Below are 16,573 nucleotides of genomic sequence, written 5' to 3' on the forward strand. Positions count from 1 at the left end.
ATGCTTGAGGGCATTCCGCAGCCGCCTGGCCGGCCGTCCCCTCGGCATCCTGCCCCTCAACGGCCCCGGGTCTTTCACTGCCTTGGGGGCTCGCTCCCTGATAATTTCCAGCGCTATGTCCGCCTCCCGTCCCTCCTCGGTCTACGCCGCCGATGGGGCGGGCCTCCTGCCCGCCACGCGGGAAGGGAGCCCTGGAAGCCGCGATGCCCCCGCGCGCCCCTCGCTCACCCTGGAGGGAAGCCTCGAGCGCGTCACCTACACCAACGAGGAGGCCGCCTGGAGCGTGGTGCGGGTGGTGGTCTCCGGACGCAAGGAGCCCATCACCGCGGTGGGCAACCTCCTGGGCGTCCAGCCCGGGGAGTCCCTGCGCCTCACCGGCCAGTGGGTGCAGGACCGCAAGTACGGGGAGCAGTTCCGGGTCCTCTCCTTCGCGACAGTGAAGCCTGCGACGCTGGTGGGCATCGAGAAATACCTCGGCAGCGGGTTGGTGAAGGGCGTGGGCCCGGCGATGGCCAAGCGCCTGGTGGCGCACTTCGGCATGGAGACGCTGGACATCATCGACTCGAAGCCCGAGCGGTTGGCGGAGGTGAAGGGCTTCGGGGAGAAGCGCCGCAAGCTTTTGCGCGAGACCTGGGCCGAGCAGCGTGACATCCGCCAGGTGATGGTCTTCCTGCAATCCCACGAGGTGCCGGCCAGCTTCGCGGTGAAGGTCTACAAGCAGTACGGCGCCCGGGCGATTGACGTCGTGCGGGACAACCCCTACCGGCTGGCCATCGACGTGTACGGCATCGGCTTTCGCACGGCCGACCGCATCGCCCAGTCGCTCGGCGTGCCCTCCGACTCGCCGAAGCGCGCCGAGGCGGGGGTGTTGCACGTGCTCCGCGAGTTCTCCGAGGACGGCCACCTCTACGCGCCGCGCGAGAAGCTCACCGCGCGAACGGTGGAGCTGCTGGAAGTCACGCCCCCGCTCGTGGAGGCGGCCATCACCCGGCTCGACGCCGCCGAGTACATCGCCGTGGAGGGGGCCAGCGCCCTGGCCCACCCCCGCCCCGAGGATGCCTGCGAGGCGGTGTACCTGAGAGCCCTCCACGTCTCGGAGCTCGGGGTCGCCAACCTCCTCAAGGCGCTCCACGCCTGGCCCGCGCGGCCCCTGGAAGTGGACGTGGAGCGGGCCATTGCCTGGGCCGAGGGCCGCCAGGGCCTCTCGCTGGCGCCCGAGCAGAAGGAGGCGGTGCGGCAGGCCATGGTGTCCAAGGTGCTGGTCATCACCGGCGGCCCGGGCACCGGGAAGACGACGCTGGTCAACGTCCTCCTCTCCATCCTGGAGAAGAAGGAGCGCCGCATCCTGCTCTCGGCGCCCACCGGACGCGCGGCCAAGCGGCTGGGGGAGACGACGGGGCGGGAAGCGGAGACCATCCACCGGCTGCTCGAATACAACCCCCGCACCCACGGCTTCCTGCGAGACCGGAACAACCCCCTCCAGGCCGACGTGCTGGTGCTCGACGAGGTGTCCATGGTGGACACCGTGCTCATGCTCAACGTGCTCAAGGCGCTGCCGCCCCACTGCCAGCTGCTGCTCGTGGGGGATGTGGATCAGCTGCCGAGCGTGGGGCCGGGGAGCGTCCTCCAGGACATCATCGCCTCCGGGCATGTACCGGTGGTGCGGCTGAAGCACATCTTCCGCCAGGCCCAGGCCAGCCTCATCATCACCAATGCCCACCGCATCAATCAGGGGGAGATGCCCCAGGAGCCCCCCGCGGACGCGCTGGCCGACTTCTACTTCATCGAGAAGGAGGAGCCCGAGGCCATCCTCGCGGCCCTCAAGACGCTGGTGAAGGAGCGCATTCCGCGCCGCTTCGGGCTGCACCCGGTGGACGAGGTGCAGGTGCTCGTCCCGATGAACCGGGGCCTCATCGGCACCGCGAGCCTCAACACCGCGCTCCAGGAGCACCTGAATCCCTCTGGGGAGGAGCTCGCCCGGGGCAGCCGGACGTTCCGGGTGGGCGACAAGGTGATGCAGGTGCGCAACAACTACGAGCTCGGCGTCTTCAACGGAGACATCGGGCGGGTGGAGTCCATCGACCGGGAGGAGCAGGCGCTGGTGGTGCGCTACGACGGGCGGCCGGTGGACTACGCCTGGGGGGACCTCGACGAGCTGGTGCTCGCCTACGCCACGAGCGTGCACAAATCGCAGGGCAGCGAGTACCCGTGTGTGGTGCTGCCCCTGCACACGCAGCACTACACGCTCTTGCAGCGCAACCTGCTCTACACCGGTGTGACGCGCGGCAGGAAGCTGGTGGTACTGGTGGGAAGCCGGAAGGCGCTGGGAATCGCGGTGCGCAACGGGGAGACCCAGAAGCGCTTCACGCGCCTCGCCGCACGGCTGCGGGACTGAAGCCGACCTCCCCGAAAAGATTCCGGCACGGCATGTCACACGCGGAGGGGCCCCCTCGTCTTCGGGTCAAAACCGAGGGGCCGGTACCGCCGGTGGACCCTCGCCCATGCGGACACGGGAGCACATCCATGAAGATCGTCGTCATCGGAGGCTCGGGATTGATTGGCACGAAGCTCGTCACCCAGCTCCGCTCGCTGAACCATGAGGTGATCGCCGCCTCCCCTTCCACGGGGGTCAACGCCCTCTCCGGAGAGGGGCTCCAGGAGGCACTGGCCGGCGCGCAGGTGGTCGTGGACGTGGCCAACTCGCCCTCGTTCGAGGACACGGCGGTCATGGCCTTCTTCGAGACCTCCAGCCGCAATCTGCTGGCAGCCGGGAAAGCCGCCGGCGTCCGGCATCACGTCGCGCTGTCGGTCGTCGGCACCGAGCGCATGCAGGGCGCGGGCTACTTCCGCGCGAAGCTGGCGCAGGAAAAGCTCATCCAGGCCTCCCCGGTCCCCCACACGCTCGTGCGCGCCACGCAGTTCTTCGAGTTCCTGGGCAGCATCGCGGAGGCCGGAAGCCACGGCGGCACGGTCCGCCTGTCTCCCGCCTTGCTACAGCCGCTCGCGGCCGAGGATGTGGCGGCGGCGCTGGCCAGCGTGGCGCTCGCGAAGCCTGTGAACGGGATGGTCGAAATCGCAGGCCCGGAGAAGCGTCCCCTCTCGGAGTTCGTCACCCGCTGGTTGACCGCGCACAAGGACCCGCGCCCAATCTCCGTCGATTCGCAGGCGTCCTACTTCGGCATCCCACTCGACGACCACTCGCTCACGCCCGGCCCGGGCGCCCGCATCATGCCGAGCCGCTTCGAGGAGTGGCTCACCCGTTCCACCCTCCAGGCCTGAGGCGCCACGATGAACCTCACGAAAATCTGTATCGCCACCGCGGTGCTGCTTGGCCTCTCCATGGCGGCCAACGGCCTCTTCATGCTCGTGGCCCCCGGCACCTGGTACCTGGCGGTGCCGGGCGTCATCTCGACAGGCCCGTTCAACCAGCACTTCGTGCGCGACATCGGGCTGGTTTTTCTGCTCATTGGCACCGCGTTCCTCGTGGGCGCCGCGCGGTCGCAAGCGCGGATCTTCCTCTGGGGCGCGGCCACGCTCTGGCTCTGGGGCCATGCCCTCTTTCACGTCTGGGAAGTGGCGGTGGGCATCTGCGGGCCCTCGGCGCTCGCGCGTGATTTCCCCGCGGTCACGCTTCCGGCCATCCTCGCGGCGGTGCTGACGTTGTGGGCCCGGTCTTCGGCGGCAGTCCAGGCAAGCCCTGTTGCAGGCGGCGTGCGATAAGGGGGCCATGAAACGCCACGCCCCCGCCACCGAGCGCAACCGTGAGCCCCTCCTCGCCGTGCTGCGCGAGGTGCTGCCCCCGCAGGGCATCTTGCTGGAGGTGGCCAGCGGCACCGGGCAGCATGCCGTCTTCTTCGCTCAGGCCTTCCCGGGGCTCTCCTGGCAACCCACGGATGCAGAGCCGGAAGCGCTGGAGAGCATCGCGGCCTGGCGCAGCGAGGCGGCCTTGCCCAACCTCCGGGAGCCCCTGCGGCTCGATGCCACCGCGGACACCTGGCCCGTGGACTTCGCGGACGCCATCCTCTGCGTCAACATGATCCACATCGCCCCGTGGCGTTCCTGCCAGGGACTCCTCCGGGGCGCAGCCCGCATCCTGCCTCCCGGCGGACGGCTCGTCTTCTACGGCCCCTTCTTCGTCGAGGGCCGTGCCACCGCGCCCAGCAACCTCGCCTTCGATGCCTCGCTGCGCGAGCGGGACCCTGCGTGGGGCGTGCGCGAGCTGGGGGCCGTCACCCAGGAGGCGCTCCAGCAGGGCCTCGTTCACGAGCGCAGTGTCGAGATGCCCAGCAACAACCTCACCGTGGTCTTCCGCAAGCAGCCCCCCACGCCGAAGCCCTGAGACGAAGCTACTGCACGCGGAGCGTGTACGAGCCACCGTTGCGGCGCAGCTCCGCGTTCATGTCGTCGCGGAACTGACGCATCGTCGCCGCATCGCCCACCACGCCGATGCAGCCCGCAGTGCCCCGCGCGCCACCGTCCGGGTGGATGCGCAGCGCCGTGCGGTCACGGCCCGCGCGCGAGTCGTACATGGCGTCAGAGTTGGGACGGCGCGCGTCCTCCATGCGGAAGCTGAAGCCGACGCCGTCGCGCACGAAGGCGTTCTCGGAGCGGCTGTTGCGGTGCGCCGTCACCCGGTAGGTGCCCTCCGGCGTCGAGAAGAGCCGGCCCGAGCCGGAGTTGAACTGGTACGTGTTGCCGTTCACCGTGATGGAGCCGGTGGTCATGCCACGGCCGTCGGGCTGGTTGTTGAGGCGCGCCGTGCCGTTGACGCCACCGGCGGCGGGGCGGCCCCCCTCCATGCGGTCGGCGCCGTTGAGCGCCCCGGACGTCCGGCGGCCCACGATGCCATCGGACTGCAGCCCCTGGGAGCGCTGGAAGTCGCGCACCGCGCGCTCCGTGCGCGGGCCGAACACGCCGTCGCTGCGGCCCGGGTCGAAGCCCGCGGAGCGGAGCTTGTCCTGGAGCGAGGCCACATCCGTACCGCGCGCGCCGTTGTGCATCGAGCCCGCGGCCGTCCTGCCCGGCTGGGTGCTCGACGCCGTGAAGCTGCTCTGGCTGCTGTGGCCCGTCGTCTTCGCCGTGGCGCCGACGCTGGTGGCACTGGAAACCGAACGGCTCGACTGCGAGGACTGAGAGCTGCCAACCGAGCGCGAGCTGCTCGCCGAACGCGACGCGCTATCAGAAGAACGAGAAACGCCAGTCATGGTCGAGGCCCTTTCGGTGGCGAGGCAACCACCGTCATACGAACACCCCTATTATCGGCGGGTGTGCGACAGGGTTTCCTCGCCCCCTCAAAAAAATCCCCCCGGGCCCTCCAGGCCTGCGGGGGGACGGCCTCACGCGCCCACGGCTAGTAGGACGACTTGGACACCATGTTCTGGTTGGTGACCGCGGCGCCGGTGCCGTTGATGATGTGGTTGATGGCCGCGCCCGGCGTGCTTCCCAGGAACACGGTAATCATGTGCTGGAACTTCACATTGGGGTGGTTGGGCGACTCGATGGCGTTCTCCAGGATGACCGGGTTCCAGAAGACCGAGTAGATGCCGAGGCCGCGGGCGTCGTGGCTCGTCACCGAGTTGGCGACCTTGTACGAGGCGTAGCCCTTCACGCCGTCATGCGTCCAGCGGCTCTGGTTCGGCACGTCGTAGGGAATCTCGGACTGGTAGAAGTAGACGCGGCCCCCGTTGCCATTCCAGAGGGTCTGGTACCCCTCGAAGTGCTCCACGAAGAGGCCATAGGCAGACACGTTGTTGCCGTTGACGGTGATGCCGTTGATGCTCTTGTTGACGTCCCAGCCCACACCGCTGCCGTGGTCCGCGCGCCACATCCAGATGTTGTCGAGCAGCACGTCGTTGCTGTTGACCGTGAGGCAGGCCGTCGCGTTGCCCACCGCCGCTCCGCCCACCCGGCACGAGACATCGAAGAGCGCCGTGGGGTTGGCCGCATGGCCCACCGCGCTGGGCGCGCTGCCCAGCGTGAGCAGCACGGGAGAGTTGGTGACGCCGGCATCGAAGAGCACGCCGGCCACGGACACGCCGTCCACGTCCGCGATGTTCATCGCGCTGGTGCCATTGTCCGGGATGAGCGTGGCCAGGCCGAGCCCCAGGATGACCGTCCCCGCCCTCGACACCTGCAAGGGGGCCGAGAGGTGGTAGATGCCGGGGGTGATGATCAGGTTCTTGCCCGCGCTGAGCGCCGCGTTGAGCGTGGCGGCCGTGTCCCGGCCCGCGACGGCGATGTGGAACGTGTCGATGGACAGGACCGCGCCGGCCGTCGTGCCGGTGGCCCACGTCGTCCCCTTGCTGTTCGTGCGCAGCGAGGGAACCTTCACGGCGTACTTGCCCGTGCCGTCGATGAACAGATAGGGCTTCTCGCGGATGACCGGCGTGGTGTCGACCACGGTGTAGACTTGGTTCGGCCAGGTGCCCGACGGCGCCTGCTCATCGCCCACGAACACCATGTTCCAGTTCTGGCCCTGCCAGTTGTTCAGGCGGGTGTTGCGGGTGAGGAACTGCTGCTGGGTGCCGGAGTTGATGGTGGCGTCAATGCGCGAGTCCGCGATGAACCCACCGCTCGACCAGGCGTTGTTCCACGCGTTGTCCCACAGGTTGATGGAGCCCTTCACGTGCACGCGGCGCATGGTGGTGGCCTGGGAGACGGCCCACACCATCGTGTTGCCGTCCAGCGTGGGCACCACGGAGAGGTTCTCCATGCCGCGCCAGAAGTTCTGCGTGGCGTTGCCCTGGAACCAGTCCGCCTTGGTGCGCACCGAGCCGGTAATCGTCACGTCATCGGGCGACTGCCCGAGCCCGATCGCGCTCATGTAGAAGCCGATCTGGACGTCGAGGTTGTACTGGCCCGGCTTGAAGAAGTAGGCGTACCGCTCGTTGCCGAAGTGGTTCTTCTCCTGCTGCGCGAAGATGCTGTTGAGCCGGCTCTGGATGGCCGGCGCGGACATCGACGGATCGAAGATGAAGACGTTGGGGCCGAAGTCCAGACCGGACCCGTCGCCGCCGCCGCCCGCCTGGATGCCCAGCGTGAGCGTCTCCCACTCCCGGGCCGAGGCCCCCGAGGCCGCCACCGTGCTGCCGCCCGCGTTGGCCGCCGAGAGGAACTGGCCGGTGACCACCGTCTTCAGGGCAATCTTGTCCCCGCTGACGATGTTGCCGCTGCCCGAGAGCTTCACGATGGTGAACTGCTCCCAGGACTGCGGCGCCGTCGCCGTGAACCGGATGGCCCCGCCACCGCCGTTGATGGCCGAGCCCCACTGGCCGCTGATGCTCTGCAGCGTCACCACGTCCCCGCTGGCGAGCGAGCCGCCGTTGACGTCCGTGAGCGTGAAGGTCTCCCACTCCTTCGCCTGGGTGCTGTAGGCCATCAGGTCGGCCCCGCCCCCCTTGTCCGCCACGAGGTAGTGGCTCGACCAGGTCTGCAAGGTGACCGTCAGCAGGCTCGCCGCGAGCGCGGACTGCTGGGTCTCCGGAGGGGGCGTGGGCTGCTGCCCAGCCTCGGGCGCGCTGGTGCAACCGGCGCTGGCCGTCAGAAGGGCCGCGGCAAGTCCCAGCATTCGGGTCCTGCGCGGTGAAGCGGCAACGGGATGTGAGGCTACGTAATGCATGGCGCCCTCCTCTTTCGTGAGGTGGATCGTGAGGTGGGCGCGCCTGTACCAAGACCCGAATATAATGACAACGTTAAAATAGCACAAAAACAAGTATTTCCTGAATAAGTCAATCCCTCTTGGAATGCCGCGTGGCCTGACACCCCCGCCCCGGTGCCATAGAGTGATTTCACGCGGGAGGATTCATGCATCAGCCGAGTGAGCAGTTGATCCAGGTGGGCCAGCTGGAGCTGCGCTTCTTCGTCGACGGCACGCACACCCAGGGCCATTTCTCGATGGCGGAGATGCTCGTCCCGCCGGGCGCGCGCGTGCCCCCACCGCACTCGCACCCGGATGTCGATGAGACCGTGCACGTGCTCGAAGGGACGTTCACCTTCCGCGTCGGGGACACCGTGCACGAGCTTCGCGCGGGGGAGCGCTGCTTCTCTCCCCGGGGCCACGTGCACGCGTTCGCCAACCGGCACGACACACCGGCCCGGATCCTCACCGTGTTCTCACCGGCCAACATCGGGCCACAGTACTTTCGCGAGATCGGCGAGATCATCAACGCGGGCGGGCCGCCCGACTTCGCAAAAGTGCGCTCGGTGATGGAGAAGTACGGCCTCCGGCTGGAGGCCTAGAACGCCGCCCGGGGGCGGCGTCACGCCGGGGAAGCGGCTACTCGCGCCGGTCGCTCACGGGCGGCGCGCTGCGCGGGACCGTCCCCTCCTGGGCCCCATGGCCCCCGATGCCTTTTTGATGGATGCGGTCCTCGCCCACGTCCTCATCGGAGGCATCCCGGCGGGGCTCGTCCGGCCGCTGGTGCCGCGACTCCCGCTCGAGGTCCTTCGAGGACACCGTGTCCGTGCGCTCGTCTCCCTTCACCGGATTGCCCTTGTTGTCGGCCATGGTCCTGGCTCCTTGTGTGGAGGTTGCAGGGACAATGTCCGGCCCCTGTGAGCCCCGGGCAAGCCGTGCACCCATGCTCCTCCACCCACCGTGCAAGCCAGGGACCTCCTGGAGCGCCGTCCGAGGGTGCGGAAGCGGGGGACTGCCAGCGTCCCCCGCCCCGCGTCCCGGACTCAGCGGGCGGAGAACGTCCAGGCCTGGTTGAGGCCGTTGTTGCAGCCCCACTGCTGGACGTTCGCGCCGCTCGCGGTGCTCGAGCCCGCCACTTCAGCGCACTTGCTGCTGTTGACGTTGGCGAGGTTGTAGCCCTTCCCGTCCGTCCGCTGCTGCAGGCGGAAGGCCTGGGCGTTCGTCCCGTTGCACGCGTAGAGCTGGATGTTGGCGCCATCCGTGGCGCTCGACGAGGCGACGTCCACGCACTTGCCACTGTTGATGTTGACGAGCCGGTAGCCGGCGCCCGAGGTCTCCAGGCGGAAGGCCTGGGCGTTGGTGCCGTTGCAGTCCCACTGCTGGATGTTGCTCCCGTCCGCCGTGCCCGAGTTGGACACATCCAGGCACTTGCCGCTGTGCGCGGCGGTCAGCTGGTAGGTTCCGCCCGCCTGGGGCGCGGTGGTGCCTGGCACCGAGCTGTCCGCGCACACGTTCGTTCCGGAGCCGCCACCGGGCAGGGTCACCTGCACGACGGCCCGCTCGTTGTTCTGCTCCAGCACCGAGATGGCGATGCCGTTGGGGTCCTGGAACGTCCGGCCCGCCGTGAGCCGGGGGTCCTGGTGGTTGTTCGGATAGCCGGGGGCGAGATCCAGCAGCAGCGGGCGGGTGTCCCCGTCCGAGGAGCGGAAGTCCTGCGCGACGCCGACGTGCACGCCGGCGCCGGTGGCGCCCGAGTTGAACGTGGCGAGCGCCGGGTTGCGGTACTCCACCCAGTAGTAGAGCGGCCGGCCGCCCACGTTGTCCCCGTTGGGGATCTGCAGCGCCTGGGTGGCGTTGGACGCCGTGTGGATGGCGGTCACCTCGAACGTGCCGCTCTTCGTCACCCGGAGCGTGTTGCACTTGTCCAGCCACTTCATGGCGGACTTCTGGAAGGCATTCATGTGCCCCAGGCCGCCGCCCATGGTGTTGAAGCGGTTGCCGTACTCATCCGGCGTGCAGCTGCTGTAGGGGTTCGCCTTGTACGCCACGCCGGCGCCGCAGCGGGCCGTGGAGGCATGATTCAGGCCAAAGCCATGGCCAAACTCGTGCGCGAAGGCATTCGCATCCGTGCACGTATACAGACTGCCATTGCCGATGGAGGGCGAGTTCGACGCGGGGGGACGGCCCACCCACGCCAGACCACAGGCGCAGTTGCTGAGGCCCGAGTTGTTGGGAATCACAAATCCCACGTGGGCATAGACATCCAGGTTGATGCCCTGGCTCTTGGCCGCCGCGCGGGCCGCGTTGTTGATGGTGTCCAGGTTGCAGTTGGCGGGCCGCGCCAGGGTCAGCGGCGCGAGGGCATCGCCTTCGACAATCCAGGTGCCATAGGAGATCTCCTGGTAGTACGAGCGCACCGTCGCCAGGCGTTGCTTGGCCGTGGCGTTGTCGATTCCCGCGGTCGAGCCCGGAAACACCAGGGGGAGGACGGCGACCCGGATCGTCCGGGGCGTTCCGCCCACCAGCTCATCGCTCGACGTGGCGAGCCCATCCTTGGAGGCGGCGGAGGCCGGCAGCACCTCGATGGACTCGGCGCGGAGCACCTCGCCCACCTGGCCGGGCTGCTCGGAGGCGGCGCGCTCGGGGGCCAGGTAGCCGTGAATCACCACGCGGTCTCCCGCCTGGACCTGGGGCTCGCCGTCGAAAGACAGCTCGAAGCTCTGTCCATCCGCGGTCCGCAAACCATATCCCATGCGGTGCGTGCCGTCGGCATGGTCGACCGCGAAGAGCTGAATCTCTCCCTCATAGCGAGGCAGCTGCTCTCCCGCGTTCGAGCACCCCATGGTCAAACCCAACGCCAGGAGTGACCGCGTCATCCATTTCTTGATGTTTTCAGAACGCATGAATGCCCTTTTGGCTGTTTGCCAACCCCATACTTCGGCATTCTTGCGCCGTAAATACAAAAACGAGAAAGATGAGTTTACTACTTAATTCCGGCCGTTCTCCCTGGAATATTATTTCCTGCCTCAGCGCGGCGCGCGGAAGGCGCGGCGGTAGGACTGGGGGCTGGTGGCCACCAACCGGTGGAAGTGCTCGCGAAACGCAGTCACGGAGCCAAAGCCTACCTTTCCGGCGATCGTCTCCACCGGGTGCGCCGAGGTTTCGAGCAGGTGCTGGGCGCGGCGGACCCGGGTCCGGAGCATCCACTGGAGGGGCGTTGTTCCCGTCTGCTCGCGAAAGCGGCGGTTGAGGGTGCGCACGCTCAGCGCCGCGTGCTGGGCGATGTCTTCGAGCGTGAGCGGCTCGTGGAGGCGCTCCTCCATCCACCGCAGCACCGGCTCCAGCGAGGCGCCGTCCGGGGTGGGCGGCACGTGCTGGATGAACTGGGACTGGCCTCCGGCCCGCTCCAGGGGCATCACCGAGCACCGGGCCGCGTCCGCCGCCACCGCGGAGCCGTAGTCGCTCCGCACCATGTGGAGGCACAGGTCCAGCCCCGCCGCGGCGCCGGCCGAGGTCAAGAACTGGCCGTTGTCGACATACAGGACGTTGGGGTCCACCTGGATCGCCGGATGGCGGCGCGCCAGCTCCTCCGCCGCGAGCCAGTGCGTCGTGGCACGGAGCCCGTCGAGCAGGCCCGTCGCGGCCAGCAGGAACGCCCCCGTGCAGATGGATGCCACGCGGGTGCCCCCCGCCGCGGCCGCACGGACGGCCTCCACGAGCGCCCCGGGCACCGGCGCATCGATGTCCGAGATGCCAGGAAGGAGGATCGTGTCCGCCCGCGCCAGCTCGTCCAGGCCATGGCGCGTCCGCAGGTGGAACACCCCGGCATCCACCTCGGGCGTGAGCCCGCACACCCGGACTTGATATCCGGGACAGCCTCCCGGCAGCCGGACCCGGCCGAACACATCGCACGGGGTCGACAGATCAAACGGGACGACCCCATCCAGGGCCACGACGGCCATCACGTGCATGGCGAGAATCTGCCACCCCGCCCATTTCCCGCCAAGGGGATTTCCTCCCCTTCTGGCCACCACAGGCGCTTAAATCACTGGATTCATTATACTTTCCCGGATTGGCCAAAACCCGTCGAACATTGTCATTTTGGCCACTCACGAGAGGACTTGGCCTCGTGCGATACGCCGGTTCGTTCCGCAGCGCTCCCCTCCTTTGAAAGGAACTCCCGTGCTGGCTCAGATCGTTCTGTTCGACGGCTTCGACATGCTGGATGCCATTGCCCCCTATGAGGTGCTCTGGGCGGGAGGGGCCGCGTCCGGCGGCGCCATCCAGGTCGAGTTCGCTACCCTGGAAGGCCCCCGGGAGGTTCCCAGTGGTCCGGGGGGCGTGAAGGTCTCCGCCACCGCCACGGTGGATCCGCGGCGGGCCCGCCTGCTCGTGGTGCCCGGCGTCGCCGGCCCCATGCAGGGCGATGGTCCCGGAACGACCACCTCTCTCATGAAGCGCGCGCTGGAGACCCGGCTGCCCGCCGTGTTCCGGGCCGCGCTCGACACGCCCGGCGTGACGGTGGCGACGGTCTGCGGCGGCTCGCTGCTGCTCGCCATGGCCGGCCTGCTGACCGGCAGGCACGCCGTCACCCACTCCGCGGCCATGCCGGCGCTCGCGGCGGCAGGTGCCATCGCCATCCCGGCGCGGGTCGTCGATGACGGCAACCTCGTGACGGCGGGCGGCGTGACGTCGGGGCTCGACCTCGGCCTGCACCTCGTCGAGCGCGAGTTGGGCCCGCGCATCGCCCACGCCCTCGAGGCCCTGTTCGAGCACGAGCGCCGCGGCACGGTGTGGCGCGCCCAGGGCCCCGCGCCCCTTCCCATCTGAGCCCGCCCTCTCGCCATGGTCACCTACCGGCTCCTGCTCGTGCTCAAGTTCGTGGGCGTCATCCTTTATGGAGGCGGCCTCATCGGTGGCTTCGCGGCCACGGTGCCCGCTGACCGCAAGCGCGCCGTCCACGCCATCGCCTCCCCCGGGCTCGTCCTCACGTGGCTCGCGGGCTACCTGCTGACCACGCAGTTGATCCTCCCCCTGACCGAGCTGTGGATTCTCGGGGGGCTCCTCCTGTCCCTGGTGTCGCAGCTCGCCCTCGTCCACAGCGTCTCACGCGGACGGAGGACCCTGGGGGCGTTCGCCGCGGCCTTTGGCCCGCTCCTGCTGGTGCTGGGCCTGATGGTCTTCCGGCCCACGTGGTCCATGGTGGGACGATGAACGCGCTTCGCGCCTTGCGCCTCATCGGGCTGTTGGAAGGGCTGTCGTTCCTCGCCCTGCTCTTCCTCGCGATGCCGCTCAAGTACTTCCTGGCACTGCCCGTGGCGGTCCGTATCGCTGGCAGTGTCCATGGGATTCTCTTTCTCGCCTTCGTCTCCGCGCTGTTCCGCGTGGCCACCGAGCACCGCTGGCCGCTTCGCCGGTCGCTCGCCGCCTTCGGTGCGTCCCTGATCCCCTTCGGGAACTTCGTGCTGGACCGCTCGCTCGCGCGCGAGCAAGCAGCGGCGCGGGAGGGCCACCCCATTTATTGACTCGCGGGAGCCAGCCTGCACAGTGGGGCGCGTGTCACGGAGAGGGTGGAGGGTCGAGGCTTGTGCTGTGGCGGCCGTGTTCCTGGCCGGGTGTGTCTCCGTACGGAGCACACCCGGCGAGGGTCCGCGCGAAGAGGCCCAGGCCTATCTGCAAGCGTGGGCCGCGGGGGACTTCGCCGCCTTGAAGCACCAGGTGGCCCGGCCTCCCGCCACCCTGGAGGAGCAGCACCGGCGGTTCCAGAGCGAGCTGCGCATCCTCTCCTCCCGCTTCCAGTTGGGCCGCGTCGAGCTCCAGGACGAGGGCGCCGTGGCCGCCTTCCGCGCCGTCCACCTCTTGCAGGGGCTGGGGGAGTGGGAGGTGGCCAGCACGCTGCGCTTCGTGCGGCACCAGGGGCGCTGGTGGGTGCGCTGGTCCCCCGCCGTGCTGCACCCCGAGGCGCGTGAGGGCAGCCGCTTCTCCCGCCTCCGGACACGCCCGGAGCGCGCGGACATCCTCGATGCCCGGGGCCAGCCCCTCACCCATGTGGGCGACGTCATCACCATCGGCGTCGAGCCCCGGCGCATCCAGAACAGCACCGCCGTGGCCCTCGCGCTCCAGGAGCAGGTGGGGCTCGAGCCCGCCCGGTTCCAGAAGGCGCTGACGGCCCCCGGCGTGGCCCCCGAGCGCTTTCTGCCCCTCCTCGACGTGCGCCCCGAGCGCTATCAGCACGTGCGGCCCGTGCTGGCCCCCGTGCCGGGCATCTTCTTCCGCCGCAAGACGGCCCGGCTCACCCCCGCGGAGGGCTTCGCCGCCCACACCCTGGGCCGGATGGGCGAGGTGACGGCCGAGCTGCTCCCGCGGCTGGGCCCCACCTATCAACCGGGAGACCTCGTGGGCCTGTCCGGGCTGGAGCTGGCGCATGAGCCGCAGCTCGCGGGAATCCCCTCGGGCGAGGTGCGGCTGCAGCTTCCTTCCGGCCAGGCGCGCGTCCTGCACCGCTTCGAGGGGACTCCGGGCCTCCCGCTTCAGACCACCCTCCTGCCCGAAGTGCAGGCCGCCGCGGAGGCCGCGCTCGAAGGGGTGCTCCAGCCCGCGGCCCTCGTCGCCGTGGACAGCCGCACGGGCGCCATCCTGGCCGTGGCCAGCCGGCCGCTCGAACAGCCCTTGAACCGGGCCTTCGCCGGCCGTTACCCGCCCGGCTCCACGTTCAAGACCGTCACGGCCGAAGCGGTGCTCGCCACGGGCGTGGGCGTGGAGAGCCGCGTGGTGTGCCCGCCCTCCGTGGTGGCCGGGGGCAGGCCGTTCCGCAACTTCGAGGGCGAGTCCTTTGGAGAGACCCGCCTGCGCGTGGCGTTCGCCCACTCGTGCAACACCACCTTCGTGATGCTCGCCGCCGCGCTCAAGCCCGGGGCGCTGGAGGCCGCGGCCCGCCGCTTCGGGTTCGACGTGCCCTACCAGCCCGGGCTGCCCTCTCCGGGCGCCTCGTTTCCCCCGCCCCGGGATGCGGTGGAGCAGGCCGCCGCCGCCATTGGCCAGGGACGCGTGCTGGCCACGCCGCTGCACATGGCCTCCGTCGCCGCCGCCGCCGAGTCGGGCCGCTGGTCCGCCCCTTTCCTCGTGGCGGACGGCGAGAAGGGCCCCAGCGCCACGCTGGCCGCGGGCACCCGCGCCCCCTTGCGCACGTTGATGCGCGCCGTGGTCACCGAGGGCTCGGGCAAGGCCGCCGCCAGCATCGAGGGCATGGCCGGCAAGACGGGCACCGCCGAGTTCGGCACCGGCACCCCACCCGCGACGCACGCGTGGTTCATCGGCTTTCACCACGGCATCGGCTTCTCCGTCCTCGTGGAGGGCGGTGGGGTGGGCGGCCGCGTCGCCGTGCCCATCGCCGCGCGGTTCGCCTCCGCCCTGTGACGCGCTCCCGGTGGTGACTCCCGTCACCAGGTGGTGACCGCAGTCACCAGCCCCGGAGGCCAAGCCGCTTTCACGTTCAGTTCAGGCTGGACGCAAGGTCCTGGAATTGCTTGTTTGACCTGAAAGCCCCGGACGGGTGGTGCCTTGGCAAGCGCCATGCAGAAGCCCGGGGCGGTTCACCCCTATCCCCGAGACATTCATGACCCGAAAGCTTCACACGCTCTCCACCGTGACGGCCCTGTTCGCGGGCCTGGCCACCGCCCATGGCCTGCCTGCCACCGCCGAGGCGGCCCCTACCGGCCAGACCGTGGCCGCGCAGGACGTGTCCCCGTCGATGCTCTCCGCGATGCAGCGGGACCTGGGCCTCTCCGAGGAGCAGATTCACCGCCGGCTGGCGTTCGAGGCGACCGCCGCCCGCGTCGAGCTCCGGCTGAGCCAGGAGCTGGGCAGCACCTTCGGGGGCGCCTGGTTGAATGAGGACGGCTCGCAGCTCATCGTCGGCGTCACCGACGAGGCCAGCGCCGCCCTGGTGCGCCTCGCGGGAGCCGAGCCCCGCCGCGTGGCCCACAGCAAGGCGCAGCTCGACCGCGTGATGGATGAGCTGGACCGCAACGCCGCGAACGCCACCTCCTCCATCCACACCTGGTATGTCGACCTGCCCACCAACAGCGTCGTCGTGACCGCCGCGGACTCGGTCATGTCCAAGTTCCAGGCCGAGAACTTCATCGCCCGCACGAGCGGCGCGAAGGACGGCACCATCCGCGTGGTCCGCTCCGCCGAAGCTCCCCGGCCGCTGTATGACACGCGCGGCGGAGATGCCTACTACCCTGGCAACGCGCGCTGTTCGATTGGCTTCGCCGTCAACGGCGGCTTCGTCACCGCGGGCCACTGCGGCGGCGTGGGCACCACCACCTCCGGCCACAACCGCGTGGCGCAGGGCACCGTGCGCGGCTCCAGCTTCCCCGGCAACGACTACGGCTGGGTGCAGACCAACGGCTCCTGGGCCTCGCAGCCCTGGGTCAACAACTACGCGGGCGGCAATGACGTGGTCTCCGGCTCCAACGAGGCGGGCATCGGCGCCTCCATCTGCCGCTCCGGCTCCACCACCGGCAAGCGCTGCGGCGCCATCCAGGCCAAGAACGTCACCGTCAACTACTCCAACGGCCCCGTCTACGGCCTCACCCAGACCAACGTCTGCGCCGAGGGCGGTGACTCGGGCGGCTCGTGGCTCTCCGGCAACCAGGCCCAGGGCGTGACGTCGGGCGGCTCGGGCAACTGCACCTCGGGCGGCACCACGTTCTTCCAGCCGCTCAACCCCATCCTGAGCGTCTACGGCCTGTCGCTCACGACGAACGGCGGTGGCGGTGGCGGCGGCAAGGGGTTCGTCTCGCGCCTCAACGGCAAGTGCATCGACGTGCCCAACTCCAACTTCTCCGACGGCGTCCAGCTCCAGATGTGGGACTGCAACGGCACCAACGCCCAGAAGTTCACCTGGGTGGGCAGCACGCTGCAGATCGGCGG

Annotated in this window: 16 protein-coding genes; 11 read left to right on the forward strand and 5 right to left on the reverse strand. The window is 69.4% G+C overall.

Annotation, left to right across the window (positions count from 1 at the left end; translation table 11 throughout):
- Positions 1-115 precede the first annotated feature (115 nt).
- From recD2 to KY661_RS24745, 4 genes are all read left to right on the forward strand, one after another.
- Positions 116-2,395 (forward strand): SF1B family DNA helicase RecD2, encoded by a 2,280-nt coding sequence (gene recD2 / locus KY661_RS24730; protein ID WP_225412555.1) that lies wholly within the window; start codon positions 116-118, stop codon positions 2,393-2,395.
- A gap of 128 nt (positions 2,396-2,523) precedes the next feature.
- On the forward strand, positions 2,524-3,279 hold the full coding sequence (locus tag KY661_RS24735) for an SDR family oxidoreductase (protein ID WP_225412556.1): 756 nt from the start codon (positions 2,524-2,526) through the stop codon (positions 3,277-3,279).
- 9 nt (positions 3,280-3,288) lie between these two features.
- A complete protein-coding gene (locus KY661_RS24740; RefSeq protein ID WP_225412557.1) occupies positions 3,289-3,720 on the forward strand; it encodes a hypothetical protein in 432 nt (143 codons plus the stop codon).
- Between the two features lie 7 nt (positions 3,721-3,727).
- Positions 3,728-4,339, forward strand: coding sequence for a DUF938 domain-containing protein (locus tag KY661_RS24745; protein ID WP_225412558.1), 612 nt, complete (start codon positions 3,728-3,730; stop codon positions 4,337-4,339).
- A gap of 7 nt (positions 4,340-4,346) precedes the next feature.
- Here KY661_RS24745 and KY661_RS24750 read toward each other — a convergent pair whose 3' ends face one another.
- Positions 4,347-5,000, reverse strand: a complete 654-nt coding sequence (locus KY661_RS24750) for a peptidoglycan-binding domain-containing protein (protein ID WP_225412559.1) — start codon at positions 4,998-5,000, stop codon at positions 4,347-4,349.
- Between KY661_RS24750 and KY661_RS24755 the strand changes: the two genes are divergently transcribed.
- Positions 4,993-5,133 (forward strand): hypothetical protein, encoded by a 141-nt coding sequence (locus tag KY661_RS24755; protein WP_225412560.1) that lies wholly within the window; start codon positions 4,993-4,995, stop codon positions 5,131-5,133. The two genes, KY661_RS24750 and KY661_RS24755, sit on opposite strands and share 8 nt — an antisense overlap.
- A gap of 217 nt (positions 5,134-5,350) precedes the next feature.
- On the opposite strand, the gene KY661_RS24760 is transcribed toward KY661_RS24755, so the two are convergent.
- On the reverse strand, positions 5,351-7,567 hold the full coding sequence (locus tag KY661_RS24760; protein ID WP_225412561.1) for a hypothetical protein: 2,217 nt from the start codon (positions 7,565-7,567) through the stop codon (positions 5,351-5,353).
- A 236-nt stretch (positions 7,568-7,803) separates the two neighbouring features.
- Between KY661_RS24760 and KY661_RS24765 the strand changes: the two genes are divergently transcribed.
- Positions 7,804-8,238, forward strand: coding sequence for a cupin domain-containing protein (locus KY661_RS24765; protein WP_075008717.1), 435 nt, complete (start codon positions 7,804-7,806; stop codon positions 8,236-8,238).
- Positions 8,239-8,275: 37 nt separating this feature from the next.
- Here the strand turns inward: KY661_RS24765 and KY661_RS24770 are convergent, their stop codons facing one another.
- The 3 genes from KY661_RS24770 to KY661_RS24780 all read right to left on the reverse strand — a co-directional run bounded on the left by KY661_RS24770 (position 8,276) and on the right by KY661_RS24780 (position 11,607).
- Positions 8,276-8,506: a hypothetical protein gene (locus KY661_RS24770; protein ID WP_225412562.1), complete on the reverse strand. Its 231-nt coding sequence runs from the start codon at positions 8,504-8,506 to the stop codon at positions 8,276-8,278.
- A 173-nt stretch (positions 8,507-8,679) separates the two neighbouring features.
- Positions 8,680-10,512 carry an RICIN domain-containing protein gene (locus KY661_RS24775; RefSeq protein WP_225412563.1) on the reverse strand — a complete coding sequence of 611 codons (1,833 nt, stop codon included), beginning with the start codon at positions 10,510-10,512 and terminating at the stop codon, positions 8,680-8,682.
- 150 nt (positions 10,513-10,662) lie between these two features.
- Positions 10,663-11,607 (reverse strand): GlxA family transcriptional regulator, encoded by a 945-nt coding sequence (locus tag KY661_RS24780; RefSeq protein ID WP_225412564.1) that lies wholly within the window; start codon positions 11,605-11,607, stop codon positions 10,663-10,665.
- A 211-nt stretch (positions 11,608-11,818) separates the two neighbouring features.
- Here KY661_RS24780 and KY661_RS24785 point away from each other — a divergent pair, with 211 nt between their 5' ends.
- The 5 genes from KY661_RS24785 to KY661_RS24805 all read left to right on the forward strand — a co-directional run.
- The gene (locus KY661_RS24785; protein WP_225412565.1) at positions 11,819-12,466 is read left to right on the forward strand and encodes a DJ-1/PfpI family protein; all 648 of its coding nucleotides are present in this window, start codon (positions 11,819-11,821) and stop codon (positions 12,464-12,466) included.
- A gap of 15 nt (positions 12,467-12,481) precedes the next feature.
- A complete protein-coding gene (locus KY661_RS24790; RefSeq protein ID WP_075008714.1) occupies positions 12,482-12,850 on the forward strand; it encodes a hypothetical protein in 369 nt (122 codons plus the stop codon).
- Positions 12,847-13,161: a DUF3817 domain-containing protein gene (locus KY661_RS24795; RefSeq protein WP_075008713.1), complete on the forward strand. Its 315-nt coding sequence runs from the start codon at positions 12,847-12,849 to the stop codon at positions 13,159-13,161. Before KY661_RS24790 ends, KY661_RS24795 begins: the two co-directional genes overlap by 4 nt.
- A gap of 76 nt (positions 13,162-13,237) precedes the next feature.
- Positions 13,238-15,052: a penicillin-binding transpeptidase domain-containing protein gene (locus KY661_RS24800; protein ID WP_225412573.1), complete on the forward strand. Its 1,815-nt coding sequence runs from the start codon at positions 13,238-13,240 to the stop codon at positions 15,050-15,052.
- Between the two features lie 199 nt (positions 15,053-15,251).
- Positions 15,252-16,573: alpha-lytic protease prodomain-containing protein (locus KY661_RS24805; protein ID WP_225412566.1), on the forward strand; the 1,322-nt coding region annotated here is incomplete at its 3' end.

Source organism: Allostigmatella hybrida, assembly GCF_020103775.1.
In the GTDB taxonomy this organism is placed as follows: Bacteria; Myxococcota; Myxococcia; order Myxococcales; family Myxococcaceae; genus Hyalangium; species Hyalangium aurantiaca.